Source organism: Kitasatospora sp. NPDC056273 (assembly GCF_042268845.1).
Classification (GTDB): Bacteria; Actinomycetota; Actinomycetes; order Streptomycetales; family Streptomycetaceae; genus Kitasatospora.
In genome coordinates this window covers 1-26392 of the sequence record NZ_JBHJSJ010000055.1, presented here as the reverse complement: position 1 = coordinate 26392, position 26392 = coordinate 1, and the positions used below count along the sequence as shown (strand labels likewise).

Below are 26392 nucleotides of genomic sequence, written 5' to 3'. Positions count from 1 at the left end.
CACCGAGTCCGCGGGGAGCCTGGCGTACAGGGCTTCGAGGAATTCGGCGGTTTCTATGGCGCACCCCTCAGTTCCGCCGTCATCCCGGCGTTCGCCACGAGTGCCACGCTCCGCTGCCCGGTGTCGAGCGTGGCGTAGGCCTTGCGGAGGCTTTCCGCCAACTCCGCGCAGGAATGGACGTCCGCGGTCACCAGGGAGAGCATCGCCGTGTGCCGGTGCATCGTCTCCTCGTGCGGAATTCCCCACCAGTTCGGTTCGCCGAAGGCCCCGCGCCGGGACATCAGCAGCGCGGTATGCAGCCGGTGGCTCATGGTCAGGCGGGCCAGGGTCTCGCAGGCCCGGCGCAGCCCCGAGTTCTCCATCACGACCAGCGAACGGGCGCCGGCCAGTCGGGCGCCGGCCGCCAGGCCGACCGCCGTGGCCTCGTCGTTGACCTGCACGTACCGGATCTCACGCCGTGCCGACGCCTCCCGGCACAGCGGTGCCAGGAGCGAGTCGGGCACCGCGTAGACGATCTCCACACCCGCCTCGACGAGCGCCTCGTACGCCGCGACAGCCGACATGGGGCAGCCTCACCTGGTGGTGGCCAGCAACTCGACGATGATGTTCGAGTAGTGGCTGTCCCCGATGTTCCGCAGCAGGTGCGGCTGTCCGGCCTCGTGGTAGACGGCGTCGCCGAGCTTGTCCTCCCCGACGTAGCCGGTGCCGTCCTTGTGCACGGTCTCCGCCCGGCCGCTCTCCGTGGCGACGTAGACGTAGTCGCAGGGGTGCTGGTGGATGATCGTCTCCTCCCCCGGGTCCAGCTCCAGGACCCACACCCTGACACGGTCGTCGGAGTAGACGAGTTTGGTACCGACCTGCTCGATGTGCTCCTGCATGTGCGTACCCCGATCTGTCCCGTGAGCCGCTGCTGGTGGCGTGTTTCGCGTGACCGAGAATCTGCGGGTATCGAACGTCGTCAGACCACGGCCGATGCCGAGACTCTAGAGGCGCGCCCAACGGACAGCAACGGACCACCATCACCCCAACTCGTAATGAGCCAACCTGAGTTGAGCCCACCCGCGCACGGCGCGCCGCCCCGGGAGACGGATCCGCCGACCCGCCGGACCGACGCCTGACCAGCCGTCTCCCGGCGTCCGCCGACCGGCCCGGGAAACCGGAACCCCGTCACCCGGAAGTGGCATGACATGACCGAAAGCAGCCACCGGGCTCCAGGGGGCCTTGTCCTCCCCGGCCCGGCGGGGTCTCCTGAAGCCCGTCAGAAGGTGCGCCCGCACGACTCATGAGGAGCCCTCGGTTCTATGGACGTCGAGGTCGGGGAAACGACGACGAGAACGGCGTTACCGGAAACCCGGTGGGAGACACCGGCCTACCTCTACGACCTGGCCGCCGTGAGCGACGCCCACCGCCGACTGGTGGGCTCACTGCCCGGCCCGGCCACCCTGCTCTACTCCCTCAAGGCCAACCCGCACCCCGCCGTCCTCGGCCGGCTGGCGGCGCTCGGCTGCCACGCCGAGGTCAGCTCGCCCGGCGAACTGCGCGCCGCCCTCCAGGCCGGCTTCCCGGCCGACGGGGCGCTCTACACCGGCCCCGGCAAGCGCGACGAGGACGTGGCCGGGGCCCTCGCGGCGGGCGTCCGGCAGTTCTCCGTCGACTCCCCGCACGCCCTGGACCAGCTCGACCGGATGGGCCGCGCCGCGGGCACGCGGGTGCGCGCACTGCTGCGGGTCAACCCGCCCGTCCCCCCGGCCGGGGCCGGTCTCGCGATGACCGGCGGCCCCTCCCAGTTCGGCGCCGACCTGGCCTGGGTGCTGGAGCGGCCCGAGCTCTTCGCGGACCGGGAACACGCGGAACTGGCCGGCCTGCACCTCTACATGGGCAGCAACCTGACCCGGGTGGACGCGCTGCTCGCGGTGTTCCGCTACGGGCTCGACGTCGTGCGGCGGATCGAGAAGGCGCTCGACCGCCGGCTCCCCGTGATCGACCTCGGCGGAGGCTTCGGCGCACCGTACGCCGTCCCCGGCGAACTGCCGCGGTTCGACGCGCTCAGGAGCCGGCTCGACACCCTGCTCGAGGAGGGGCTCCCCGGCTGGCCGGAAGGGGAGCGGCGGGTCGTCTTCGAGTCGGGCCGCTACCTGACGGCGGGCTGCGGCCGGCTGCTGACCAGGGTGCTGGACGTCAAGCGCTCGCAGGGGCGGCGCGTCGTCGTCCTGGACACCGGCGTCAACCACCTGGGCGGGATGTCGGGGCTCCGCAAGGAGGACCGGATCGAGCCGCGGTTCCAGTGCGGTGACGATCCCCACGCGTCCGCCGTCCCCGACGGGACCATCGTCGCCGGCCCGCTCTGCCACCCGCTGGACGTCTGGACCAGGGACGCGCGCCTTCCGGACGTGGCCGTCGGAGACCTGCTGACGGTGCCGAACGTCGGCGCCTACGGCCTGCACGCGGGGCTGGCCCTGTTCCACTGCCACCCCATGCCGCTGGAGGTGGTGCTCGACGGGGAACGGGAGGTCGCCCGCGGCAGGTACGTCCTGGGCCGCGAGCGGAGCCCGCGGTGATCCGCGCCGTCCCCGGCCACCACCTCGCGCACCCCGACCACCACCTCGTACGCCCCGACCCGGGCTCCGACGTCACGACCCGCATCGAGGCCCCCGCCACGGGCGCGTTCACCATCGTCATGCGCGACGACACCTCCTACTGCGTACGGACCCTGGACCGCGCACCGGCCGGGTGCGGCACCGTGTCGCCGGGCGGCTCGGCTCCCGCCGTCGCGGAGGCCTACCGCGCCTTCCAGCGGGACCTGAGGGACGCGCTGCGCACGGTAGTGCCACGGCCGGGCGGCCTCCGGTTCCACCTGGTCGACGCGCACCGGCTCGAACTGGCGGTCCGCCGCCGGGTCACCGGCGGGCCGCCGGTGAGCCTCGATCCGCTCCTCGACCGGGCGGTCCGGCCGCTGCGGGTGTCCCGGGGCTTCCTGCTCGGCGGCCGCCGGCAGGTCGGGCTGGTGCCGCGGCCCGGCGCCGCCCCCGTCCGCGACCAGATCGCCTCGCTGCCACCGGACCCGGCCGGGCGGGGCTACACCCTCATCGAGGACGACATCGCCACCGGCGGGACCGTCGCCGCCGTCATCCGCCTGTTCCAGGACACGGGACGGCGGGTCCGGCACGTCATCCCCGGTATCCGGCTGGGCGGTTCGGCACATTCCCCCATCCTGGGCGCCGCCGTCGACCCCGTGCTCCACTACCGGACCGCCGCCGGGCCGGACGGGCCCGCCCTGGAACTGCTCGACCCGAGGAACTTCCTGCTCGGCCTCTCGGGGCTCGTCGTCCGGCTGCCGGACGGAACGTGGGGCCGCACACCGTACTGGCTCCCCTTCGTCCGGACCTCGGCCCGGCTCGGCAGCCCCGCCGGGGCCGACCGGGAGTTCGCCGTCCTCATGCTGGAGGCCAACGCGCGCTTCTTCGCCCGCGTCGACCAGCTGCTGCGGCGCACCCTCCGGGTGGCCGACCTGCGACCCGACGCGCGCCGGCCGCTGTTGTCGCTGGGGATGGCGGAGCCGGGCGAGCCGGTCATATCCGTCCTGCGCAAACTCCAGACGGGGATGGACAGTTGGTCCGAACTGATCGCGGAGGTCGAGGAGCGGGGCACGGACGTGCCGGCCGGATCGGCCGCCCGGTGACCGGGCCCGGCCACGAGCCGTTCGCCGTGGTGCTCCTCGACGTCAACGGCACCCTGGTGCCCTCGGTCCCCAGCGGCCCTCCGGACGCCCTCGCCCTGCAGCGCTTCCGGCGGCTGGTGCGGCACCTGACCTCCGCGGGCGTCGCCGTGGGCCTCTGCTCGGACTCGCCGCTCCGGCAACTGCGGGAGTTCGGCACCCGGATCGGCCTGGGCACGGCGCCCGGGTTCCCGGTGATCGCCGAGAACGGCAACGTGGTCGCGGTCGACGGGACCGTGCGCGTCACCACCCCGTTCCCGGCGCTGCGAAGCCTTCGCGCCGAGGTGGCGGAGGCGGCCGCCGCCCACGGACTGACCCGGGTCGGCGACGCGGTGGCCCCCGAGTTCGGGGGCCGGCCGCCGACCGGCCGCACCTGGGCCTTCGGGGCGAACCGCCTGGCGTCGGCCAGCGTCTTCGGGCCCCCGGACTTCATCCACGACGTACGGCACCGGCTGACCGGCTGGAGCACCGGGAGCCGCGTCGCCGTCTCCGTCGAGCTCGGTCCGGGCGGCTCGTACGCCGGGATCCACCCCTATCCGCGCACGGAGTCCGGAAAGCGCGTGGCCCTGGCCGGACTGGCCGCGCGCGACCCGAGGAGCACCCTCCTCGTCGGGAACTCGCCCGCCGACTGGGTCCCCGGGGTGCCGGGCGTCAGGTGCGCGTTCGTGGCGGACCCCGCCGTGCCCCGGCACATACGGGACGCGGCCTGGTACGTCTCGCCGGCGGCCGACCTGGAGGGGGTCGTCGACGTCCTGGGGCACGTGCTCCGACGACAGCCGCCGGCACCAGGACCAGCCCGTTTCTGAGGAGGCCGATATGGTACGTGTCCGTGTGGGGGTCGTGGGCTGCGGGATGATCGCGCAGCTGGTGCACCTCCCGTATCTGGCGGCGCTGCGCGACCGCTTCGACATCGTGGCGCTCTGCGACCGGTCCTACGACCTGGCCCGGTCGGTGGCCGAGCGCTTCCACGTCCCGAACGCCTACGCGGCCGTCGAGGACATGCTGGCGAAGACACCCGAACTGGACGCGGTCCTCGTCCTCACCACCGACCACCGGGAACCGGTGCTCACCGCCCTGGAGCACGGCAAGCACGTGTTCACCGAGAAGCCCCTCGGCCACACGATCGCGGAGACCGAGGAGGTGATCGCCGCCGCCGACCGCACCGGCTCCAAGGTCATGGTGGGCTACATGAAGCGGTACGACAGCGGCGTCCGGCGGGGACTGGAGGAGATCGCGCGGATCACCCGGCCCGTCATGGCGAGGATCCACATCGTGGTGGGCCCCGAGTACGGGAACTGGATCATCCCCGAGCTGTCCCGGATCACCCGCCCCGGCGATCCTGACGGGGCGGCGGGGCCGGACGAGCGGCGCGGCCGGGTCGCCCGGGAGTTCGGCGCCGCCTCGCCCGAAGCGCTGGAGGCGTACATGGACATGTTCGGGGTGTGGAGCCACGACGTGAACGTCTACCGGGCCGCCTTCCCCGCGCCGCCGGCCTCCATCAAGGCGCACTGCTCGCCGGACGGCACGACGCTCACCGCCTCGCTCCTGTACTCCGACGGGTTCCAGTGCGTCTTCCAGGGCTCGTCCACCTCGGTCCGCCGGTTCGAGGAGAGCCTCACCGTCTGGGGCGAGGACCGCACGGTGATGCTGGACATCTCCAACCCCTTCCTGCCCAACGCGCCGTCGACCGTACGGATCTGGCGCGACGAGGCACCGGCGGGGCCGGGCGCCGGCAGGGGGGCCGCCGTGGAGGAGACCGTCACGGGGTCCTACGAGGAGGCGTTCAAGGCCCAGCTCGCGCACTTCCACGAGTGCGTCGGCGCGCCGGGAGCGCAGCCCCTCACCAACGCGCACGAGGCGCTCCTGGACACCCGGCTGATGATCGACATCGTCCGGGCAGCAACGGAACGGCCGTAGCGCCGTGAGCGGTTCCCCGCACGACCTCGACGGAGCACGGGCCGACGCCGGGACCCGGGCCGACGCCGAGGCACGGGCCGACGCCGGGGCGCGCCTCCACCGGCTGTTCGCCGAACAGGTGGCGCGCACACCGGAGGCGCCGGCCCTGCTCTGGCAGGGCCGGCGGATCTCCTACCGCCGGCTCCTCGACAGGTCCCACCAGCTCGCCCGGTTCCTGCTCGCCCGCGGGACCGGCGCGGGGGACCGCGTCGGGATCTGCGTGGAGCGGGGGCCGCACCTGATCAGCGCGCTGTTCGGCATCCTCCGGGCCGGCGCCGCCTACGTCCCGCTCGACCCCGACTACCCCGTCGAGCGGTTGCGGTACGTCCTGGAGCACAGCGGCGCCACCACCCTGCTGACGCGGAAGGGCCTCACTCCGCTCTTCGCCGACTACCGGGGCGGGATCGTCGACCTCGACGACGTCCGGACCCACCTCGACACGCTGCCCACCGAACCACCGGCCGGCTCCACTTCAGCCGACTCCGGAGCGGACCCCGCCTACGTCATCTACAGTTCCGGCTCCACCGGCAGGCCCAAAGGCGTCCTGGTCGGTCACCGCTCGCTCGCGAACCACAGCTCCGCGGTGAACCGTCACTTCCGGTTCGGGCCGGGCGACCGGGTCCTGCAGTGCCGGCCCCTCGGCTTCGACGCCGCCGCCGAGGAGATCTTCCCGCCGCTCCTGCACGGCGCCGCCCTGGTCCTCGACGGCGACCCGCTCCGGCAGACGTACCGCGCCCTCACCCGGCAGGTGATCGACACCGGGACCACCTTCCTCAGTGTCCCCACCGCCTTCTGGCACGGCTGGGTGCGGGAGGAGGACTGCCTGGTCCGGCTGGCCGAGGAGTCGTCGCTCCGTCTGCTGGTCGTGGCGGGCGAGCAGGCGTCGCGCCAGGCCCTGCTGACCTGGCGGCAACGGGTCGGCGAGCGGATCCGCTGGTGCAACGTCTACGGCCCGACCGAGGCGACCATCACCTCGACCGTCTTCGAACCGGGGGCCGACTGGAGCCCGGACCGCTTCTCCTCCGTCCCCATCGGCCACCCCGTCGCGAACGTGCGGTGCCACATCCTCGACGAGTCCCTGGCCCCCGTCCCGGCGGGCACGGTGGGCGAGCTGTACCTGGGCGGCGCGGGCCTGGCCATCGGCTACCTCGACGCGCCGGCCCTGACCGCGGAGCGCTTCGTGGCGGACCCGTTCCCCGGAGCGCCGGGAGGCCGCCTCTACCGCACCGGGGACCTGGCACGGTCGGACGCCGACGGCTGCATCGAGTTCGTCGGCCGCCGGGACCACCAGGTGAAGATCCGCGGCTACCGGGTCGAGCCGGGCGAGATCGAGGCGGTGGCCGGCGAACACCCCGCCGTCCGGGCGTGCGCCGTGGTGCTGGACGACAGCGACCCGGACAACCCGGCCCTGGGCCTTCACGCGGTCGTGAACGCGCACATGGCCCTGACGGAGCGGGAGTTGATCGGATTCCTCCGCCGGAGACTGCCGTGGTACATGGTTCCCCCCGGCGTCCGCTTCCTCGCGGAGCTGCCCCTGACACCGCACGGGAAGATCGACCGCGCCGCCCTCACCTCCGCCGCGGACACCGGCTCCGCCGACGCCGGAGCCTCGTACACCGCTCCGCGCACACCGGTCGAGGCCGCGCTGGCGGCCATCTGGGAAGAGCTCCTCGACCGGCGCGACATCAGCGTGGACGCCGACTTCTTCCAGCTCGGCGGCCACTCCCTGCTCGCCGCCGGCCTGATCACCCGGATCCGTGCGCGGCTGAACGTCAGCCTTCCGGTCCGCGTGCTGTTCGAGTCCCCGACCATCGAGGGGCTCGCCGCGGCCGTGTCGGACGCCCTGCTCTGACCGCGCTCCCGCCGACCGTTCACACCCCACCTCCACTTCCACCTCCACCTCCACCGACATCCGGAGCCATGGATGACCATCGACCTGTCGGATCCGCTGCTCTACCAGACCTCGGATCCGGAGCCGGTGTGGGCGCGACTGCGCGCCGAGCAGCCGGTGTACCGGAACGAGCGGGCCAACGGCGAGTTCTTCTGGGCGGTCATGACGCACCGCCTGTGCACGGACGTGCTGACGGACCCCCGGGTGTTCAGCTCCGAGAACGGCATGCGGCTGGACTCCGACCCGCGGGTGCTGGCCGCGGCGGCGGGCCGGATGCTCAACGTCACCGACCCTCCCCGGCACGACAGGATCCGCAAGGTCGTCAGCTCGGCGTTCACGCCCAGGACGGTCGACCGGCTGGAAGCCACCATGCGGCGGACGGCCGCGCGCGCCATCGAGGAGGCGGTGGCCGAGGGCGGCTGCGAGTTCACCCGCGTCGCGCAGACGCTGCCGGTCTCGGTCATCTGCGACCTGATGGGGGTCCCGGAGGCCGACTGGGAGTTCATGGTCGACCGGACCCGCTTCGCCTGGAGCTCCACCGCGCTCGACGCGGCGGAGGAGGCCAGGAAGGTCCAGGCCCACACCGAGATCCTCTGCTACTTCCAGGAGCTGGCCGAGGAGCGGAGGAAGCAACCGCGGGACGACCTCCTGAGCGCCCTGGTGTGCGGCGAGATCGACGGGGTGCCGCTGACCGAACAGGAGGTCTTCTACAACTGCGACGCCCTGATATCCGGCGGGAACGAGACGACCCGGCACGCCACCGTGGGCGGGCTGCTGGCCCTCGCCCGCGACCCGGAGCAGTGGCGGATGCTCCGGGCGGACCCCGGCCTGATGCCCTCCGCGATCCAGGAGATCATCCGCTACACGTCCCCGGTCATGCACTCCCTCCGCACGGCCAGGGAGGACGTGGAACTCGGCGGGCGGCCCGTCCGCGCCGGCGACCACGTCGTGGCCTGGCTGCCGTCGGCCAACCGCGACGAGGAGGTCTTCGCCGACCCGGAGCGCTTCGACATCGAGCGCTCCCCCAACCGCCACCTGGGTTTCATCGTGGGCAACCACTACTGCATCGGCGCGGCGCTCGCCAAGCTCGAACTGACCGTGCTGTTCCAGGAACTCACCCGGCGGGTCCGGGCGGTGGAGGTCACCGGCCCGGTCCGTCGCCTGCGCTCGAACCTCCTCTGGGGGTTCGACTCGCTCCCGGTGGCGTTCGTCCCGAGCCTCGACAACCACTAGCGGAAGCCGATCCGAGGAGGCCGGTCACCAGTGCCCCGTACCGTGCGAAGAGACGCTCTCCTCCCCGACGCCCGGCGCACGGTGGAGACGTACGAGCGGAACCACGACACCCGCTTCACCCACCTGCTGCGGTTCGACCCCCAGGTACTGGAGTCCCTGCACGCCCCGGGCGAACTGCCGGGCAGCGTACGGGTCGCCTCCGACCAGCACCCCGGCGTGGTCGAGCGGATGGCGGTGGTGACGGCGGTCGCCAACCTCCCCGAGCAGCAGGCGGCGCACCGCCGCCGCTACCTCCGCGCCCTGCTCGACATCTACGGCATGCTGCCCGTCCGGGTGGCGGACGCCGCGTCCGTGCCGGGGGCGGTCGTCGTCGCACCGGAACGCGAGGGGCGGATCCTGGCCGAACTGCTCGGCGTGCTGCCCCGCCACCAGGGCTGGACGCCGCAGGCCAAGCGCATGCCCGCGGCCGGCGGCCTGCTCGTCGGCGTCGACCACCGGCTTCCCGCCCGGAGCGACCGGCTGGTGGTCGTCGACGGCGTCGTGGCCAGCGGAGTGACCCTCATGGCGGTGATGCACCTGACGGCCCGGCCGGGCGCCGCCGTCGACGTCTTCACCTGCCACGCGACCGCCGAGGGGGCGCTCGCGCTGGCCCGGTACGCGGAGCGGCGGGAGGTCTCGTTGACGCTCCACGTCGGCCACCTGTCGGGCGTCCTCGACGAGAGGTTCTACTCGGTGGACCCGGAGGACCGGGCGACCCTCCTCCTGGGCGACATCGGCGACACCATCAGCCCGGTCGCCCCGGGGACGTAGGGACACCGGAGCGGTACGGCGGCGGCCGGGCCGCCGCCGTACCGCTCCTCCCCGACGGGCGGTCGCGCGGTGATCGGGGTCGATTCGTCGTGACGGGCTTTCACATCGCGGGCGGCGGACTGCCAGACTGGTGCCGGGGGCCGGTCAGGGGCGGATGGCCACGGCGGCGAGGCAGGACGCCTCGGCGTCACTGACGTGCGGGGCGTCCGGTTCGGGGCGCCAGCGGGGGGTGGAGGTGATGCCGGGGGCGAGGATGTCCCAGCCGGTGAAGAACCGGGCGAACTCGTCGGCGGCCCGGGCGCGGACCGGGTTGCCGTTGTCGCGGTAGACCTGCTCGATGCGGGCCGCGTCCTGGGGGGCGTAGTCGGGGGTGAAGTGGCTGATCACCAGGGCGGAACCGCGGGTCGGCAGCGCGTTCCCGAGCGTTTCGGCGATCTCGTGGGCGCCCTCGGGGACGAAGTGGAGCAGGGCGACGAGGCTCAGGGCGATCGGCCGGGTGAAGTCGAGGACGCCGGTCGCGCGGACCGCGTCCAGGAGGGCGTCGGGGTCCCGGACGTCGGCCTGGACGTAGGCGGTCCGCCCTTCGGGGCTGCTGCGCAGGAGCGCCTGGGCGTGGGTGAGGACGATGGGGTCGTTGTCCGCGTAGACGATCCTGGCCCGCGGTTCGATGCCCTGGGCGATCTCGTGGAGGTTGGGCGAGGTCGGGATGCCGGTGCCGATGTCGAGGAACTGGGTCACGCCGCCGCGGGCGAGCGCGCGGGTGGCGCGGTGCATGAACGTCCGGTTGGCGCGGGCCGCCGACCGGGCCTGGGGGAAGACCGCGAGGGCGTGCCCGGCGGCCTCCCGGTCGGCGGGGAAGTTGGTCGTGCCGTCGAGGAAGTAGTCGTAGATCCGCGCCGAGTGCGGGCGGTGGATGGCGAGGTTGACCTCGGCGCCCGGCGGATTGGCGATGTCGTCGTGCTGCTCTGCTGCCATGGTGCGTTGTCCCCCTGCGTCGGCGTCATGTCGTGCCCGCAGGCCGGCGCGCCACAACCCGTGGCGCAGCGTGGCGAACCCTTGCGCGGGCCATCGTTCAGCTCAACGTGACGATATCTGATCGCATGTGACTGATCACCATCTGACAAGTCATCACATGCCAGTTCATACAAACCTTTTTGGGATCCCCTTCACATCAGGCTTTTCAGGACGATTGGATGTCCGTACGGAGGACGGCCGTTCTCCACCTGACTCCACCGTTCCCGACCCCCGGGTCGGCCGAACGTCGTCCGCACGGGCGACGAGGAGGATCATTTGACCAGCGACGACGAGTGGGCAGCCGTGCGCCCCACTCATCGGCTGTCCTACCAGGCTTTCTGCGACAGCCGCGAAGAGACCTGGCGCGGAGTCGCCTGGGCCCGGTTGCACGACCAGGAACTCGTCGACCAGGCGGTCCGCAGCACCCGCCGGGAACTGGGGCAGGACTGGCTCGGCGCGCTGAGCCAGCCCGACATCGAGGCCCACGCCTGGATGATCGCCAAGCGGTGCATCGCCGACCGGGAGATGAGCGCCGGCCAGGCCCCGCCCAGCGCGGTCGTCCCGGACTGGATCGTCGCCATCCGAGGCGCCCAAGCCCTGGCCCGCGTCAGCCTGGAGAACCTCGACAACGACTACGAGGAGCTCTACAAGGCGATCCTGCGGCTGCCGGAGCGCCAGTACGACATGATCGTGCTCCGCTACATGCTGGACATCGACTACCCGACGATCGCCACCTACCTCGGCATCACCGAGACCAACGCCCGCACCACCACCAGCCACGGCCTGGCCAAGCTCCGCCGCCTCCTCGGCACCGACACCACCATGGGGGACATGCAGTGACACGGGGACACGACCGCCGGGCAGCCACCCCCCGGGACCGGTACGACGGGAACGGCGACGGACCCGACGGACCGGTCGAGCTGCCCGACGGCGTGTCCGGTCCCGACCTGCGCCGACTCGTCCGCGCCCGCGCCCCCCTGGGCGCCGAGCACCTCCAGGCCCGCCACGAACTCGACCTCGCCGCGACCCTGATCATCGCCCAGCCCGAGGCCGCCGACTCCCTGGAGGCCCTCACCAACAACCGGCGCCGCATCCACCCCGGCGGCGCGCTCGTCCTGGCCGCACTGCTCCACCTCGCCGGACACGACGACGGCTGCCAGTTCTGGCTGCAGTTCGCCGCCGGCGGCGGCAGCACGACCGCCGCCAGCTGCCTCTCCTTCCTGCACGCCGCCCGCGGCGAGTTCCGCGACGCCGACTACTGGCGCAACCAGGCCGACCAGCTCGCCGCCGAAGCCCGTAACCCGGCCGCGCCGCCCGCGCCCTGGCCCGGCCGGCCGCTCCCCCCCGCCGTGTGGGCCGACACCCTCGCCGCCTGCCACGACGGCCTGACCCTGCGCCTGCCACCGCGCGTGGCCGCCGTCGTCCACCAGCTGCCCGTCGCCACCGACGACGAGGACCACGGCGAGATCCCCCAGCCCTCCCCCACCCTCGTGGACGACCTCGCCCACGCCTCCGCCCCCGCCGCTCGCGCCTGACCCCCGCCCCGCCCCGCCGCCCCGCCCGGGCGGTCGCGCAGCGGGTGGGCGGATCCGGCCATCTAAGATGCCTGAGTCACTGGTACGGGCCCAAACCTCCGTGCCGGCGGCGCAGGCCATGTCCGATGCGGTGACGGCGAGACGAGGGAGCACCGGTGCCCAGCCAGCGGTCCATCAACGAGGCGGAGCGGCTCGTCCAGGCGAAGCTCGGCGGCATTCCGATCCGCCGGGAGCGGATGGCCGCGGTGGCCAACATCTACCGGGCCGCCTCCGCCGTCCGGCAGCACCTGGAGAACTCCGTGCTGCGCGGCTCGGACCTGACCTGGACCGCCTTCGTGGTGCTGTGGGTGGTGTGGGTCTGGGGCGAGTCCGAGACCCGGCACGTCGCCGAGGAGGCGGGGATCTCCAAGGGGACGCTGACCGGGGTGTCCCGCACGCTGGAGTCGCGCGGGCTGCTGCGGCGCACCGACCACCCCACCGACGGACGGCTGGTGCTGCTCGCGCTCACCGAGGAGGGCGAGGAGTTCATGCGCGAGGTGTTCCCCGCGTTCAACGAGGAGGAGTCCTTCGTCACCGGCCGGCTGAGCGACGCGGAGTGCGTCGGCCTCGCCGACGGGCTGCGGCGCGTGGTGCTCCAGGTCGAGGAGTCGGGCGAGGAGCGGCGCCGCTCACTGCTGAACGGCGAGGAGCCCGCCCCGCGCCGCAGCGGCCGGCGCGCCCGTCGGTAGGACTCAGTCGGCGGCCCGCACCAGGGCGTCGAAGAGGCGCTGCTGGGCCGGGTCCTCGTGGGCGGTGTCCTCGGGGTGCCACTGCACGGCGGCGAACCAGCCCTCGTAGTCGGGGAGTTCGACGGCCTCGACGGTCCCGTCGACGGCCCGGGCGGTGACGGCCAGGCCCTCCCCGAGGCGGTCCACGTGCTGGTGGTGGTAGCAGGACACCCGGACCTCCCCGGCGCCGGTGATCCGGGCCAGCGCGGAGCCGGGCGCGAGCGGGACGGGGTGCCGCAGGTGGCGGTGGTCCCGTCCGGGGCCGCCCATGTCCTGGTGCAGGGTGCCGCCGAGCACCGTGTTGACCACCTGGAGTCCGCGGCAGACGGCCAGCAGCGGCAGTCCGCTCGCGAGGGCCCGCCGGGCGAGTTCCAGGTCGAACGCGTCCTGCTCCTCGTCCACGTCGTAGACGGCCTCGTGGGCGTCGGGCGCCCCGTAGCGGTGGGGTGCCAGGTCGCCGCCGCCGGGGAGCAGCAGCGCGTCGAAGCGGGAGAGCCGGGCGGCGACCTCCTCGGGGTCGGCGGTGCCGCCGGGCGCGTGCGGGTGCAGGGTGGCGGGCTCGCCGCCGGCCCGCCAGACGGCCTCGACCAGCGCGCGGGCGTTGACCTCCGCGGCGTACCGCAGCGCGGAGGTGGTGGCGGCGAAGCGGGCGGGGACCGCGACGAGCGGGCGGCGGGCCGTGGGCGGGCGACGGGTCACAACTGGATCCAGGTGGTCTTGAGTTCGGTGTACTTCTCCAGCGCGTGGGCGGACTTGTCGCGTCCGTTGCCGGACTGCTTCATGCCGCCGAAGGGCACGGTGAGGTCGCCCTCCTCGTAGCAGTTGACCCAGACCGTACCGGCCCTGAGGGCGCGGGAGACCCGGTGGGCGGTGGACAGGTCGGAGGTCCACAGGCCGGCCGCGAGGCCGTACTCGGTGGCGTTGGCGAGGGCGACGGCCTCGTCGAGGTCGTCGAAGGCGAGGACGGAGAGCACCGGGCCGAAGACCTCCTCGCGGGCCAGCCGGCTGTCGGGGGCGACCCGGTCGAAGACGGTCGGTTCGAGGTAGGAGCCGCCGGTGCCGGCCAGGGTGCGCCCGCCGCCCGCGCGCAGGCGGGCGCCGTCGTCGAGGGCGGTGCGGACGTGGCCGAGCACCCGGTCGAGGTGGTGCTCGCCGACCAGGGCGCCCATCTCGGTGGCCGGGTCGAGGGGGTCGCCCACCCGCAGGGCGCGGGCGCGCGCCACGACGGCCTCGGTGACCTGCTCGGCGACGGAGCGGTGGACCAGCAGCCGGGAGGGCGCGGTGCACATCTCGCCCTGGTTGAAGAAGATGCCCCAGGCGGCGGTGGCCGCGGCCCGCTCCAGGTCGGGGGCGTCGGGCAGGACGATGTTGGGCGACTTGCCGCCCAGCTCCAGCCAGACCCGCTTGAGGTTGGAGTCGGCGGAGTAGCGCAGGAAGTGGCGGCCGACGGCGGTGGAGCCGGTGAAGGCGAGGACGTCCACGTCGGGGTGGAGGCCGAGGGCGCGGCCGGCCACCGGTCCGTCGCCGGCCACGACGTTGAGCACGCCCGACGGCAGCCCGGCCGCGAGGCCGATCCGTCCGAGCAGCAGGGCGGACAGCGGGGAGTGCTCCGAGGGCTTGAGGACGACCGTGCAGCCGGCGGCCAGGGCCGGGGCGATCTTCCAGCCGGCCAGGGTGAGCGGGAAGTTCCACGGGACGACCGCGCCGACGACCCCGGCGGGCTCCCGGGTGACGAGGGCGAGGGCGTCGGGCGCGGTGTGCGGGGACTCGTCGGTGAGCTTGTCGGCGAGCCCGCCGTACCAGCGGAAGGTGGTGATGACGGCCCGCAGTTCGATGTCGTGGGCGTCGGTGACCGGTTTGCCCATCTCCAGGCTGATGGTGAGCGCCAGTTCGGTCCGCTGTTCCTCCAGGAGGTCGGCGAACCGCAGCAGGATCCGTCCGCGGTCGGCCGGGGAGAGCCGCGGCCAGGGGCCGTGGTCGAAGGCGCGGCGGGCGGCGGCGACGGCCGCGTCGACCTCGGCCGGGCCGGCGTCGGCGGCCTCGGCCAGCACCCGGCCGTCGCGGGGCGACACCACGGGGAAAGCGCCGTCGCCGGGTTCGTCGGCGCCGTCGATCAGGTGCGTGACGGCCGGTTCCAGCGCCTCGGCCCGGCGCAGCCAGTCGTCGTGGGTGGCGAGGGTCATCGGGTCCTCCGGAGCACGTGGGTGCGGGGTGGGTGGCGCGCGCCCTGCCTGCGGGCGCGCGCCGGGGAAAGCGTCAGCCGGGCAAAGCGCCAGCCGGGGAAGGTGTCGACCGGGGGAAGCATCGACCGGGGGGCGCGTCAGCCGGTGCGTCGGCGCCGGATGCGCTGGTTGGCCACGCCGAGCGCCATGACGACCGGCACGGACAGGACGAGCCACAGCGCGGTGCCCGCCTCGCCGCCGATCAGGGTGGTGAAGTTGGCCAGGATGAGCCAGATGGCACCGGCGATGCCGAGCGCGCCCAGCACGGGGGCGATCACGGTGTTCCACAGCCTGGTGTCGACCCGTCGGCGGCGGAAGTAGACCACGACGGACACCGAGGTGAGCAGGTAGAGCAGCATCATCGCCAGGACGGCGAGTCCGCTGAACCAGGAGAAGAGGGTGAGCACCGGGTCCTTGCCGGCCAGCGCGAAGGGCACGACCAGGAGGACGGCGATGGCGGTCTGCACCCGGCCCGCGACCGCCGGGGCGTGCCGCCGGTTCAGCCGGCACAGCGGTGCGGGCAGCTGCCGGTCCCGGCCGAGGCAGAACAGGTACCGGCTGGCGGAGTTGTGGAAGGTCAGGACGCCGGCGAACAGCGAGGTGGCGAGCAGGACCGGCAGGACGCCGCCGATCCAGCCGCCGAACAGGTCGGCCACGGGGGCGAAGACGAACCCGGCGGAGTCCCCGGCGGCCACCGCCTTGGCGGCCGCCGCAGGGGCCTTGGCGGCGCCGTACGCGGAGATCAGCATCCACGAGGTGAGGGCGAAGAAGACGGTGACCACGGTCACCGAGAGGTAGGTCGCCCTCGGTACGGTCTTCTTGGGCTCCTTCGCCTCCTCGCCGTAGATGGCGGTGGCCTCGAAGCCGAACATCGAGGCCAGGGCGAACATCACGGCGACGCCCGGCGCGCCCTGGAGGGCGGCCGACGGGGAGAAGCTCTCGGCCACCCCGAGCCCTTCCGGCCCGCCGCCCTTGACCAGGGTGACCACGCCGAAGACCAGCAGGATGCTGAACTCGGCGAGGACGAACGCGGCCAGTACCCGGGCGCCCATCTCGATGCCCAGGGCGCCGAGGGCCTGCACCACGGCCATGGTGACCAGGGTGTAGACCCACCACGGGAGGTGGAGCGGGGTGTGGTCGGAGACCAGCCCGCTGACGATCGAGCCGTACAGGCCGTACATCGCCGCCTGGATGACGCAGTAGGCGAACAGGGCGACGCTCGCGCTGCCCGCGCCGGCGGCCCGGCCGAGGCCGGTGCCGATGTACGTGTAGAAGGCTCCGGCGTCCACGACGTGCCGGCCCATGGCGATGAACCCGACGGAGAAGAGCAGGATCACCGCCCCGGCCACCACGTAGGCCGCGGGGGTGCCGGAGCCGTTGCCGAGGGCGACCGAGATCGGGGCGGCGCCGGCGATGCCCGTCAGCGGGGCCTGGCCGGAGAGGACGAAGAAGAGGATGCCCAGGACACCCAGGGCGTTGGGTTTGAGCGTGGCCGCGGTGGGGGCGTCCCGCTCGGTCCGTTCGGAGGACGTCGTCCGACTGTCCACACGGATCACCTGCCAGGTCGAAGTGGGGGAAGGTCCGGAGAAGGTCGTTTCAGGTCAAACGAGTTGCCTCATCGTGGGGCGGCGCCATGCGTTTGACAAGGGGTCGGGAAGCAGGAAAAAGGGGCTTGGACGGCGCGGCGTCAGCGCCCGTCGGGCTCCTCGGCCAGCCCGGCCAGCAGGCCCCTGAGCTCCGCCAGCGCCTCCTCGGTGGCCTCCCGCTCACCGAAGACCAGCTGGTGCAGCACCAGGCCCTCCAGCGCGGCGAAGACCAGCCGGGACATGCCGCGGCTCACCGGGCCGGGCAGGATCCGGCCCAACTCGCTCCGGCTGGCCTCGAAGTACTCCTCGTAGAGGCCGCGCAGGTGCGGCAGCAGCTCCGGCCGGCGGCGGGCCTCCAGCAGCAGCTCGTACTGGAAGGCCTGCACCTCGGGACCGGACTCGACCATCTCCACGAGACCGGTGGCGAAGTCGGCCGCGGGGCCGGTGCCGACGCCGAGCGCGCTGACGCTCAGCGAGGAGCGGATGGCGTGGGTCAGCGCCTCCTCGATCAGCGCGTCCCGCGTACCGAAGTAGTGCACGACGAGCCCGTGGGTGACACCGGCCTCCTGGGCGACGGCCCGGTAGGTGAGCTTGCGCAGACCGCCCCGGGCCACCACGCGCACGGCGGCGTCCAGCAGGGCCGTCCGTCCCGTCCCGTAGTTCGTCACGCGCTTGCGGGGGCCGCGCTCGACGGTGGTGGGCTTGACGGGATCGGTCATGTGATCGACCCTACCGGCGCGCACCGGTCAGCGCTTCGGCGGCCGGATGCCGCGGAACTCCCAGTCCCCGCCCAGGGCGGTGGACAGCACCTCCTCCGACTCGGTGGGCTGCGCCCCCACGTCGGTGCGCACCGGGGTCGGCCCGGCGACGATGCGGTTGGCGAGCCGGCCGAGGCCCTCCACCTCCACCTCGACGAGGTCCCCGGGCGCCACCGGCCGGGAGTTGGCCGGGGTGCCGGACAGCAGCACGTCGCCGGGGTACAGGGTGATGGTGCGGGCGATGTCGGCGACGAGGTAGTGCATGTCCCAGGTCATCTCGTCGGTGGAGCCGTCCTGGACGACCTCGCCGTTGACGTAGGTCCGCAGCCGCTTGCCGTGGAAGTCCCAGTCGGTGACCAGCCCGGGGCCGAGCGGGCACAGGGTGTCGGAGCCCTTGACCCGGAGCATGGAGCCGGCGTCGGTGTCCCGGAAGTCGTGCAGGCCGTAGTCGTTGGCCACGGTGTACCCGGCGATGTACTCCCCCGCCTCGGCCGGGGAGACGTTGCGCGCGGTGCGGCCGATCACGATGGCGACCTCGCCCTCGTAGTTGAGCCACTTGCAGCCCTCGGGGCGGACGACCGCGCCCCGGTGGGAGTTGAGCGCCGAGGTCGGCTTGTGGAAGTAGGTGGGGCTGTCGGGCAGGCCGATCCGGAACTCCTCCACCCGGCTGCGGTGGTTGAGGTGGACGGCGATCACCTTGGAGGGGACGACGGGCGGCAGGTGGTGGGCGTCCTCGGCCGCGACGCGCCGGCCGTCGCCGGCCACCAGGTCGTCGCCCTCGCGCACGGTCTGGACGGCGGCGCCGTCGAGCAGGATGCGGCGGTACTCGGGCATGGCGGGGCCTTTCTAGCGGAGGCTGTGGGGGTTGCGCGGGCCGGCCGAGGCGGCGGACGGGCCGGTGCCCGTCCAGCCGCCCTGCGGGCGGTCGAACCAGAGGTGGGCCTGGCCGGTGCCGATCGCGTTCTCGTACTCGCCGTACTGGCGCGCCGTCGCGGTGCAGGCCCGCTCGCCGAGGGCGCCGGCCATCATCAGGTAGTGGGAGAACCCTGCCTCGGGCCGGTGGCGCCGGAACTCGTCCATGGTGTCGAGGACCCGGTCGTGGCGGCCCTCCTTGAACCAGGCGATCCGCTCCCGGTCGGCCGCCCGGGCCTCGGGGGTGAAGATGTGCGCCGGGTCGCCGGACTCGTGGTCGCGCAGCTCGCGCAGCGGCCAGAAGGTGTGGGACAGGGCCCCGGAGGCGATCAGCAGCACCCGCCGGCCCGGGGTGGCGGCGATGCCGTCGGCCAGGGCGCGGCCCAGCCGCAGGTGGTCCTCCGCGTCGCCGGTCTGGCAGACGCCGATGGTCACCCAGCGCTTGTCCGGCAGGCCCTCGCCGAGGAACTTCCACAGGTTGACGGTGGCGTAGTAGATCGGCAGGTACGCGTCGTCGACCGGGGTGATCCAGGTGCCGTGCCGGTCGGCGAACGAGGCGATGGCGCGGGCGAGTTCGGGGTCCCCGGGGAAGTCGTACGGCATCCGGCACATGCCGCGCGGCAGCTCCTCGGAGGTGAACAGCCCGGCCCGGCGCTGCTGGGCGGTGACCACGAACTCGACGGTGGTCGCCCAGTGGGAGTCCAGGACGACGACGGTGTCGTAGTCCGCGCGCTCGAAGACCTCCTCGCGCAGCTGCCGCAGGCCGGTGACGAGGGTGATCTCCCGGCCGTCGTTCAGCCGGCGCCTGGTCTCCTCGGGCAGCACGATGGTGGGCACGTGGGCCAGCAGGCCGGCCCCGACGATCTCACCCATGGCTGGTCCACCCCTTCGGCGAGGTGACGGTGTTCTTGACGTCGCAGTAGAAGTCGAAGCTCCAGGTGCCGCCCTCGCGGCCGACGCCCGAGTGGCGGGAGCCGCCGAACGGGGCCTGGAGGTCCCGGACGAAGAAGCAGTTGACCCAGACGGTGCCCGCCACCAGCCGCGCGGTGACGCGGCGGGCGCGCTCCGGGTCGCCGGTGGCCACGGTGGCCGCCAGGCCGAAGCGGGTGTCGTTGGCCAGCCGGACGGCCTCCTCCTCGGTGCCGAAGGTCTGGAGGGTCAGGACGGGGCCGAAGACCTCCTCCTGGACGATCTCCGCGTCCTGGGCGACATCGGTGAGCAGGGTCGGCGCGTAGTACCGGCCGTCCCGGGGCCGGCCGCCGATCACGGTGCGGGCGCCGGCCGCGACGGCCCGCCGGACGAAGCCGTCGATCTTCTCCAGCTGGCGGGGGTGGACGGTGGGGCCGATGTCGGTCGCCTCGTCCCGCGGGTCGCCCTGCACGAGGCGTGCGGCCCGCTCGACGAAGCGCCGGGTGAACTCCTCGGCGACCGTCTCCTCGACGAGGAGGCGGGTGGCGGCCAGGCAGACCTGGCCGGCGTTGTCGTACTGCTCCACCGCGAGCTCGACGGCGAGGTCCAGGTCGGCGTCGGCGAAGACCAGCAGCGGGGACTTGCCGCCCAGTTCGAGGCTGAGCGGGGTGAGGTTGGCGGCGGCCGACGCGGCGATCCGCCGGGCGGTCGGCACGGACCCGGTGAAGCTGATCCGGCGCACGTCCGGGTGCGAGGTGAGGGCGTCGCCGATCTCGGAGCCGTACCCCTGCACCACGTTGAGGACGCCGGCCGGCAGCCCCGCCTCGGCGGCGATCCCGGCGAGCAGCGAGGCCGTCAGCGGCGACCACTCGGCGGGCTTGAGGACGACCGTGTTCCCGGCCGCCAGGGCCGGGGCGACCTTCCAGGTGGCCAGCATCAGCGGGGCGTTCCAGGGGGTGATCAGCACGCAGGGGCCGGCCGGGTCCCAGCTGACGTGGTTGGTGTGGCCGCGGGTGTCGAAGTCCTCGTGGCCGAGCCGCAGCAGCCAGTCGGCGAAGAAGCGGAAGTTGTGGGCGACCCGGGGCATGACGCCGCGGCGGTGCGAGCGCAGCAGGGCGCCGTTGTCGGCCGTCTCCACGACGGCCAGCTCCTCCAGCCGGCGCTCCACGCCGTCGGCGACGGCGTGCAGGAGGCGGGCCCGCTCCTCGCGCGGGGTGGCCGCCCAGGCGGGGAAGGCGGCCTTGGCGGCGGCGACCGCGGCGGCGGCCTCGGCCGCGGTGCCCCGGGCGATCTCGCCGAGGACGGCGCCGTCGACGGGCGAGACGTCGGTGAAGGTGCCGGCGGAGGCGACGCGTTCGCCGCCGATCCAGTGCCGGGTGTCGACGGCGACCCCGGCGACGGTGGTGGTGTGTTCGCTCATGTCCTGCGCTTCCTCGTGTCTCCGGGTTCCTCGTGGGCGGTGCGGCGGCGGGGTCACTCGGCGCCGGAGGTGCCGGACTCCAGCAGCCGGCCGCCGTCCCACACCACGCCGACCTGCCGGTAGTAGGCGGCGATCGGCTCGCGGACCTCCAGCCGGGCCAGCTCCTCGGTGGGCGCCTCGAACAGCTCCAGTTCGGCGTCGCCCACCCAGGGCTGCCCGGCCTCGAAGGAGGCGGCGCCGGACTCGACCAGCTCGTCCAGGGCGAGGCCCTTGCCCTTCTCGATGGAGGGCAGCCAGCGGTGGTGGAGCATCGGGTGGCCGTTGACGAAGCCGTTGCTCTCCGACGGCTCGCGCAGCGTGACGACGGCCTGGGCCAGGCGCCGGTCCGCGGCGGCGAGGGTCGCGCCGAACCGGGCACCGGCCTCGATCCGCGGGGCGGGCCCGTACGGGTGCGGCCGGGTCTGGTGGATGGAGCCGAGCTTCTTCGGGTAGCCCTGGTGCAGCCCCCGGGCGATCGCGAAGTCCTTGTCGACCCAGATGTGCGCGCAGCGGCTGTACGTCCGGCCCCGGTACGCGCAGCGGACGACGGCGAACGCCTCCTTGTACTGGGCGCGCACCGGGTCGAGCAGCTCCCGTCCGGAGTCGGAGCAGGACTGCCAGTCGGCCCAGATCAGCGCGACGGCGCCCGGGTCCTCGTCGGCGAGCTCCAGCGGCTCGGGCAGCAGCTCGCGCACCCGGGCCGGGTCGGTGCGGTACTCGACGGTGAGCAGGTCGCCGGAGTAGCGCCACGGCGGCGGGGGGATCAGCGACGAGTCGCCGGTCGCCGTCTTGGGGTGGAAGTATCCACGGACACTGGCCACTTGGGGTTCCTTACGCGGTGGGAGCGGGGTGGGGGAGGGCGGGCCGCGCTACGGCCGGCTGCGGGAGGGCGGGCTGCTCTACGGCCGGCTGTTCGACGGCCGGCTGCTCGACGGCCGGCTGCTCGACGTCCGGCTGCTCGACGTCCGGCCGCCGCAGCAGCTCGGCGCGGTAGCGGGCGGCGGCCGCCGAGGCACCCCGCCCGCCGAGGGCGACGACGCCGACCAGGCGGCCGGCCCGGTGGTAGCCGACCAGGACGTCCCCGTCGGGGTCGCCGTCGAGGTCGCCGGCCAGGACGCGCGCGTCGTCCCGGCCGAGGCCGGGGGCGCCGAAGGACTGCAGCCGGAAGTCGTGCTGGTCGCTCCAGAAGGTCGGCAGCGGGGCGAACGGCGCGAGACCGTGGTCGGCGCCGGCGAGGTGGGCGGCGAGCACCCTGGCGGCGTGCTTGGCCGTGTCGGTGGGGATGGACCAGTGCTCGACGCGGCGCGGGACGCCGTCGTACCGGGCGTTGGGGAAGCGGGCGACGTCACCGACGGCGACCACCTCCGGCCGCCCGCCGGCCCGCAGGTGCTCGTCCGTGCGCACGCCGTCGGAGAGGTCCAGGCCGTTGCCCTCGAGCCACTCGGTGTTGGCCACCGAGCCGACCGACTCCACCACCACGTCCGCGTCCAGCACCCGGCCGTCCGCCAGCGCCACCCCGGTGACCCGGTCCTCGCCCCGGAAGCCGGTCACCCCGGTGCCGAGGGCGAAGCGGACGCCCCGCCGCCGGTGGCGGCCGAGCAGCGACCCGGCGAGCAGTTCGCCCAGCGGGCCGACCATGGGCAGCGGCTGCGGGTCGACGACGGTGACCTCGGCGGCGCCGAGGGCGACGGCGGTGGCGGCCACCTCGCAGCCGATGAAGCCGGCTCCGACCACGACCACCCGCGCGCCGGGCCGGGTCAGCGCCTCGCGCAGCCCCCGGGCGTCGGCCTGTGTCCGGACGGTGTGCCGTCCGGTGGCGGGGCCGGGGCAGCGCAGCCGCCGGGCGCGCATGCCGGTGGCCACGACGAGGGCGCGGTAGGGCAGGGTCTCGCCGCCGTCGAGTTCGACGGTCCGGCGGTCGAGGTCGGCCCGGACGACCGCGGTGCCCAGGCGCCAGTGCACGTCGGAGACGCCGGCCCGGGGCCGGAGGGCGAGCGAGTCGAAGGAGGCCGTGCCCGCCAGGACCTCCTTGGACAGCGGGGGCCGGTTGTAGGGCATGTGGGGCTCGTCCCCGACGAGGGTGATCGGCCCGTCCCAGCCCGCGGCGCGCAGCTGTTCGGCGGCGCGCAGCCCGGCCATGGAGGCGCCGGCCACGACGACGGGTGCGCCGGCCCCGGCGGTCGGCGTGCCGGCCCCGGCAGTGGGTACGCCGGCCCCGGCGGTGGGTGCGGTCACGGCTCAGTCCTCGATCCGGATGGCCTGGAGCGGGCAGACGTCGGCGGCCTCCTCGACGTCGGCGCGCAGGCCCTCGTCGGGGTGGGCGACGTACGCGAGGTGTCCGTCCTCGTCGAAGCGGAAGACGTCGGGGGCGGCGAAGACGCACTGGCCGTGGTCCTGGCACTTGTTCATGTCGACGACGACCTTCATGGCCGGTCCTCCTGGTGGTGGGGGAGCGTCGCGGGAAAGGGAGGGAACGGGGGGATCGCGGGGGGCGTGGGGCCGCGGGGGCCGGATCACGGCCGAGGGGGCGGCGGACGCCGGAGGCAGGGGGCGATGGCCGCCGAGGAAGGCGGTGACGAGCGACCGCCAAAACGTTTGATGTCAAATAACATAGGAAGCAGCCGGCCTCTGGTCAAGAGCTATCCGGATGGATAAATTTCTGGGGCAGACCCCTTGCGGGAGAGCGACCGGCGTCCCTACCGTTTGCCACCAGCGAGCGAGCGTGTCCTGCCCCACCCCGCAGCCCGAAGCCGCCGCGCCCCCTCCCCCACCCCGCCACTGCCGTGCGCCCTGGCCTCCCGACGCCGTGAACGCGGGGAGGCGCCCCACTTCCCCCAGAGGAGACACCGGTGAGCGCATCCGACATCCCGCCCGTCCGCCACCACCTGGAGCGGCTGGCCGCCCAGGGCATCGACGTGGTCCGGGTGACCTATCCCGACCTCATCGGCACCGAACGGGCCCGGGACGTCCTGCTGGACCACCTGCCCTCGGCCTGCGAACACGGCCTCGCCTTCTGCCGCGCCGTCTACCACACCAGCCCCCAGGGCGACGTGGTCCCCGTCCCCGGCGGCCTGGACGCCGGCCTGCCCGACATCTGCGTGCGCCCCGACCTCGACACCCTGGCCGCCCTGCCCTGGGAGCCCGGAGTCGCCAGCTGCCTCGGCGACGTCACCGACCCGGCCACCGGACGGCCCGCCCCGGAATCCCCCCGCGACCTGCTGCGCACGGTCGTCGACCGGTGCCGGGAGCACGGCCTGCACCCGGTCGTGGGGCCGGAGTTGGAGTACTTCCTGTGCGACGCCGCGCCCGGGACGCCGCAGGGCTGGCGCCGCTACAGCGAGGCCGCCGGCGTGGTCTACACGGCGGGGCTGCGCGCGGACGCCGACAACCACCTGCTGCGCACCCTGCGCCTGCTGCGCGACCTCGGCATCGGCATCACCAACGGCAACCACGAGTTCGACGGCTCCCAGTTCGAGATCAACCTCAACCACTCCGACGCCATGGCGGCCGCCGACCGCGCCTTCCGCTTCAAGTCCGCGGTCAAGGAACTCGCCCGCAAGGAAGGCCGGTTGGCCACCTTCATGGCCAAGCCCTTCCAGGGCGCCGGCGGTTCCGGCTTCCACCTCCACCTGTCCTGCGTGGACGGCGCGGGCGGCAACGTCTTCGCGGACCCGGCCGCGCCGTACGGGCTCAGCGCGACCGCGCGCCACGCGGTGGCCGGCGTCCTCGCCCACGCCCCGGCGCTCGCGGCGCTGGCCAACCCGACGGTCAACTCCTACAAGCGCTTCGGCCCCGACACCCTCGCCCCCTGGCTGATCGACTGGGGGCTGGACAACCGCAGCGCCATGGTCCGGATCCCGCCGGAGCGCGGCTCCGGCAGCCGCTTCGAGCTGCGGCTGGGGGACGCGAGCGCCAACCCCTACCTGCTGATCGCGGGGACCGTCGCGGCGGCCCTGCTGGGCGTCCTCGCCGGCGAGGAGCCCGCCGCCCCGCTGGAGGGCTACGGCTACGACCGCGCCAGGTCCGCGCTGCTGCCGACGTCCCTGCCCGAGGCGCTCGACGCCCTGGAGGCGGACCAGGACCTGACCGGGGTGCTCGGCCGGGACTTCGTCGACGCCTACCTCTCGTACAAGCGCGACGAGGTCGCCCGCTTCCAACGGCACGTCACCGACTGGGAGTTCACCGAGTACGCGTACCACCTGTGAGACCGAGGAGACCAACCGTGACCACCGTGCCGTCCACGCCGCCCGCCTCCGGCGCCATCGACGAACCGCTGCCCCTCGACCAGGTGGACCTGGCCGACCTCGACAACTTCACCGACGGCGTCACCCCGTGGCGGATGTTCCACACCCTGCGCCACCAGGACCCGGTGCACTGGCAGCCGGAGGAGGCGCCCAACTCCGGCTTCTGGGCGGTCACCCGGCACGCCGACATCGCCCGCGTCGACCGGGACGCCGAGACCTTCACCTCGACGAGGTTCGTGAACCTGGAGGAGGTCGACGACGACCAGATCAAGAAGCGCGCCTCCATCCTGGAGCTGGACGGGGTCCGCCACCGCGCCCTGCGCAGCATCCTCCAGCGCCAGTTCGGCGCGGGCGTGATCAACAGCTACGCCGACTTCCTGCGCGGCCTGACCGCCACCACGCTGGACGCCGCCCTGGCCAAGGGCCGCTTCGACTTCGTCAAGGAGGTCTCCGCCGACTTCCCGATCAACGTGCTCGCCCGCCTCCTGGACGTGCCCCCGGAGGACAACCAGCAGCTCATCGACTGGGGCAACCGGATCATCGGCAACACCGACCCGGACTACGCCGACGTCCTGCTGCACAGCGCGGAGAGCGAGAAGTACCGCGACCTGCCGTTCCGTTCGCCCGCCTCGCTGGAGGTCTTCGCCTACGGCCGCGAACTCGCCCGGCAGCGGCGCGGCGGCGCCGGCACCGACCTGGTCTCCAGGCTGGTCAACGAGACCCCCCGCGACGGGGTGCCGCTCTCGCCGCAGGACTTCGACAACTACTTCCTGCTGCTGGTCGTCGCCGGCAACGAGACCACCCGGCACACCATCAGCCACTCCATGCTGGCCCTCCTCCAGCACCCCGAGCAGCTCGCCCGCCTCCAGCAGGACCCGTCCCTCATCCCCGGCGCGGTGGAGGAGTTCCTGCGCTGGGCCTCCCCCGTCTACCACTTCCGCCGCACGGCCACCCGCGACGTCGAACTCGGCGGCAGGCGGATCAGGGAGGGCGAGAAGGTCGTGATGTGGTTCGCCTCCGGCAACCGCGACGAGGAGGTCTTCGGCAACCCCTACGACTTCGACGTGACCCGCCGCGACAACGACCACGTCACCTTCGGCAAGGGCAGCCCCCACCTGTGCCTGGGCAACCTGCTCGCGCGCACCGAGATCCGCATCATGTTCGAGGAGCTGATCCCGCGGCTGGCGGGCATCGAACTCGCCGGGGACGTCCCGCGGGTGCGCTCCAACTTCGTCAACGGCATCAAGCGGCTCCCGGTCGAGGTCACCCTCGCCTGACCCCGCCGCACGAGGTCGGACGGGCCGCCGCCCGTGCGGGGACCGCGGGGGGCCCGGGGCCCGGGGGGCGGGGGGGGAGCGCCGCCCGGCGGGGGGGCGGTGGG

At 73.6% G+C, this 26392-nt stretch carries 25 protein-coding genes; 12 read left to right on the top strand and 13 right to left on the bottom strand.

The features are described from left to right. Positions 1-53: 53 nt before the first annotated feature. Together ACFCY1_RS33655 and ACFCY1_RS33650 are read right to left on the bottom strand one after the other, a co-directional pair. Positions 54-563 (bottom strand): thiamine pyrophosphate-binding protein, encoded by a 510-nt coding sequence (locus tag ACFCY1_RS33655; RefSeq protein ID WP_375877041.1) that lies wholly within the window; start codon positions 561-563, stop codon positions 54-56. A 9-nt stretch (positions 564-572) separates the two neighbouring features. After that, positions 573-878, bottom strand: a complete 306-nt coding sequence (locus ACFCY1_RS33650) for a hypothetical protein (RefSeq protein WP_375877040.1) — start codon at positions 876-878, stop codon at positions 573-575. 513 nt (positions 879-1391) lie between these two features. Between ACFCY1_RS33650 and ACFCY1_RS33645 the strand changes: the two genes are divergently transcribed. The 7 genes from ACFCY1_RS33645 to ACFCY1_RS33615 all read left to right on the top strand — a co-directional run bounded on the left by ACFCY1_RS33645 (position 1392) and on the right by ACFCY1_RS33615 (position 9605). Then, positions 1392-2558, top strand: coding sequence for a type III PLP-dependent enzyme (locus ACFCY1_RS33645; RefSeq protein ID WP_375877039.1), 1167 nt, complete (start codon positions 1392-1394; stop codon positions 2556-2558). After that, a complete protein-coding gene (locus ACFCY1_RS33640; RefSeq protein WP_375877038.1) occupies positions 2555-3679 on the top strand; it encodes a hypothetical protein in 1125 nt (374 codons plus the stop codon). The genes ACFCY1_RS33645 and ACFCY1_RS33640 overlap by 4 nt, the downstream gene beginning before the upstream one ends. Then, positions 3676-4521 (top strand): hypothetical protein, encoded by an 846-nt coding sequence (locus ACFCY1_RS33635; RefSeq protein WP_375877037.1) that lies wholly within the window; start codon positions 3676-3678, stop codon positions 4519-4521. The genes ACFCY1_RS33640 and ACFCY1_RS33635 overlap by 4 nt, the downstream gene beginning before the upstream one ends. 10 nt (positions 4522-4531) lie before the next feature. Next, a complete protein-coding gene (locus ACFCY1_RS33630; RefSeq protein WP_375877036.1) occupies positions 4532-5632 on the top strand; it encodes a Gfo/Idh/MocA family protein in 1101 nt (366 codons plus the stop codon). 4 nt (positions 5633-5636) lie between these two features. After that, positions 5637-7523: an amino acid adenylation domain-containing protein gene (locus tag ACFCY1_RS33625; protein WP_375877035.1), complete on the top strand. Its 1887-nt coding sequence runs from the start codon at positions 5637-5639 to the stop codon at positions 7521-7523. Between the two features lie 72 nt (positions 7524-7595). Then, positions 7596-8795 (top strand): cytochrome P450, encoded by a 1200-nt coding sequence (locus tag ACFCY1_RS33620; protein WP_375877034.1) that lies wholly within the window; start codon positions 7596-7598, stop codon positions 8793-8795. Positions 8796-8825: 30 nt separating this feature from the next. Continuing rightward, positions 8826-9605 (top strand): hypothetical protein, encoded by a 780-nt coding sequence (locus ACFCY1_RS33615; RefSeq protein WP_375877033.1) that lies wholly within the window; start codon positions 8826-8828, stop codon positions 9603-9605. A gap of 144 nt (positions 9606-9749) precedes the next feature. On the opposite strand, the gene ACFCY1_RS33610 is transcribed toward ACFCY1_RS33615, so the two are convergent. Continuing rightward, complete coding sequence (locus ACFCY1_RS33610; protein WP_375877032.1) at positions 9750-10580, bottom strand: SAM-dependent methyltransferase; 831 nt, start codon at positions 10578-10580, stop codon at positions 9750-9752. Positions 10581-10895: 315 nt separating this feature from the next. Between ACFCY1_RS33610 and ACFCY1_RS33605 the strand changes: the two genes are divergently transcribed. From ACFCY1_RS33605 to ACFCY1_RS33595, 3 genes are all read left to right on the top strand, one after another. Continuing rightward, positions 10896-11459 (top strand): RNA polymerase sigma factor, encoded by a 564-nt coding sequence (locus tag ACFCY1_RS33605; RefSeq protein ID WP_147409059.1) that lies wholly within the window; start codon positions 10896-10898, stop codon positions 11457-11459. Then, positions 11456-12154: a hypothetical protein gene (locus tag ACFCY1_RS33600; protein WP_241853123.1), complete on the top strand. Its 699-nt coding sequence runs from the start codon at positions 11456-11458 to the stop codon at positions 12152-12154. Before ACFCY1_RS33605 ends, ACFCY1_RS33600 begins: the two co-directional genes overlap by 4 nt. A gap of 155 nt (positions 12155-12309) precedes the next feature. Continuing rightward, positions 12310-12882: a MarR family winged helix-turn-helix transcriptional regulator gene (locus ACFCY1_RS33595; RefSeq protein ID WP_375877031.1), complete on the top strand. Its 573-nt coding sequence runs from the start codon at positions 12310-12312 to the stop codon at positions 12880-12882. Between the two features lie 3 nt (positions 12883-12885). Here ACFCY1_RS33595 and ACFCY1_RS33590 read toward each other — a convergent pair whose 3' ends face one another. The 10 genes from ACFCY1_RS33590 to ACFCY1_RS33545 form a co-directional block, all read right to left on the bottom strand. Continuing rightward, positions 12886-13620, bottom strand: a complete 735-nt coding sequence (locus ACFCY1_RS33590; protein ID WP_375877030.1) for a gamma-glutamyl-gamma-aminobutyrate hydrolase family protein — start codon at positions 13618-13620, stop codon at positions 12886-12888. After that, a complete protein-coding gene (locus ACFCY1_RS33585) occupies positions 13617-15104 on the bottom strand; it encodes an aldehyde dehydrogenase (protein WP_375877029.1) in 1488 nt (495 codons plus the stop codon). The genes ACFCY1_RS33590 and ACFCY1_RS33585 overlap by 4 nt, the downstream gene beginning before the upstream one ends. Before the next feature lie 137 nt (positions 15105-15241). Beyond that, positions 15242-16690 (bottom strand): APC family permease, encoded by a 1449-nt coding sequence (locus tag ACFCY1_RS33580; protein ID WP_049650721.1) that lies wholly within the window; start codon positions 16688-16690, stop codon positions 15242-15244. Positions 16691-16830: 140 nt separating this feature from the next. Beyond that, positions 16831-17448, bottom strand: coding sequence for a TetR/AcrR family transcriptional regulator (locus tag ACFCY1_RS33575; RefSeq protein WP_049650720.1), 618 nt, complete (start codon positions 17446-17448; stop codon positions 16831-16833). A 27-nt stretch (positions 17449-17475) separates the two neighbouring features. After that, on the bottom strand, positions 17476-18321 hold the full coding sequence (locus ACFCY1_RS33570) for a fumarylacetoacetate hydrolase family protein (RefSeq protein WP_074005209.1): 846 nt from the start codon (positions 18319-18321) through the stop codon (positions 17476-17478). A 12-nt stretch (positions 18322-18333) separates the two neighbouring features. After that, positions 18334-19272, bottom strand: a complete 939-nt coding sequence (locus ACFCY1_RS33565; protein ID WP_117486940.1) for a 3,4-dihydroxyphenylacetate 2,3-dioxygenase — start codon at positions 19270-19272, stop codon at positions 18334-18336. Further along, positions 19265-20728, bottom strand: a complete 1464-nt coding sequence (locus ACFCY1_RS33560) for an aldehyde dehydrogenase (RefSeq protein WP_375877028.1) — start codon at positions 20726-20728, stop codon at positions 19265-19267. Before ACFCY1_RS33560 ends, ACFCY1_RS33565 begins: the two co-directional genes overlap by 8 nt. 53 nt (positions 20729-20781) lie before the next feature. After that, positions 20782-21588, bottom strand: coding sequence for an acetoacetate decarboxylase family protein (locus ACFCY1_RS33555; protein ID WP_049650716.1), 807 nt, complete (start codon positions 21586-21588; stop codon positions 20782-20784). 10 nt (positions 21589-21598) lie between these two features. Further along, complete coding sequence (locus tag ACFCY1_RS33550; RefSeq protein WP_375877063.1) at positions 21599-22921, bottom strand: NAD(P)/FAD-dependent oxidoreductase; 1323 nt, start codon at positions 22919-22921, stop codon at positions 21599-21601. 84 nt (positions 22922-23005) lie between these two features. Then, positions 23006-23194: a ferredoxin gene (locus tag ACFCY1_RS33545; protein ID WP_049656520.1), complete on the bottom strand. Its 189-nt coding sequence runs from the start codon at positions 23192-23194 to the stop codon at positions 23006-23008. A 422-nt stretch (positions 23195-23616) separates the two neighbouring features. Between ACFCY1_RS33545 and ACFCY1_RS33540 the strand changes: the two genes are divergently transcribed. Beyond that, a complete protein-coding gene (locus ACFCY1_RS33540; protein WP_375877027.1) occupies positions 23617-24972 on the top strand; it encodes a glutamine synthetase family protein in 1356 nt (451 codons plus the stop codon). Between the two features lie 26 nt (positions 24973-24998). Further along, complete coding sequence (locus ACFCY1_RS33535; protein ID WP_117491489.1) at positions 24999-26288, top strand: cytochrome P450; 1290 nt, start codon at positions 24999-25001, stop codon at positions 26286-26288. Positions 26289-26392 lie beyond the last annotated feature (104 nt).

What these genes read in the sequence shown, in the direction of transcription:
- ACFCY1_RS33655 (WP_375877041.1), bottom strand. Translation starts at nt 563, where the DNA reads ATGTCGGCTGTCGCGGCGTACGAGGCGCTCGTCGAGGCGGGTGTGGAG.
- ACFCY1_RS33650 (WP_375877040.1), bottom strand. Translation starts at nt 878, where the DNA reads ATGCAGGAGCACATCGAGCAGGTCGGTACCAAACTCGTCTACTCCGAC.
- ACFCY1_RS33630 (WP_375877036.1), top strand. Translation starts at nt 4,532, where the DNA reads ATGGTACGTGTCCGTGTGGGGGTCGTGGGCTGCGGGATGATCGCGCAG.
- ACFCY1_RS33620 (WP_375877034.1), top strand. Translation starts at nt 7,596, where the DNA reads ATGACCATCGACCTGTCGGATCCGCTGCTCTACCAGACCTCGGATCCG.
- ACFCY1_RS33610 (WP_375877032.1), bottom strand. Translation starts at nt 10,580, where the DNA reads ATGGCAGCAGAGCAGCACGACGACATCGCCAATCCGCCGGGCGCCGAG.
- ACFCY1_RS33585 (WP_375877029.1), bottom strand. Translation starts at nt 15,104, where the DNA reads ATGACCCTCGCCACCCACGACGACTGGCTGCGCCGGGCCGAGGCGCTG.
- ACFCY1_RS33575 (WP_049650720.1), bottom strand. Translation starts at nt 17,448, where the DNA reads ATGACCGATCCCGTCAAGCCCACCACCGTCGAGCGCGGCCCCCGCAAG.
- ACFCY1_RS33570 (WP_074005209.1), bottom strand. Translation starts at nt 18,321, where the DNA reads ATGCCCGAGTACCGCCGCATCCTGCTCGACGGCGCCGCCGTCCAGACC.
- ACFCY1_RS33565 (WP_117486940.1), bottom strand. Translation starts at nt 19,272, where the DNA reads ATGGGTGAGATCGTCGGGGCCGGCCTGCTGGCCCACGTGCCCACCATC.
- ACFCY1_RS33560 (WP_375877028.1), bottom strand. Translation starts at nt 20,728, where the DNA reads ATGAGCGAACACACCACCACCGTCGCCGGGGTCGCCGTCGACACCCGG.
- ACFCY1_RS33545 (WP_049656520.1), bottom strand. Translation starts at nt 23,194, where the DNA reads ATGAAGGTCGTCGTCGACATGAACAAGTGCCAGGACCACGGCCAGTGC.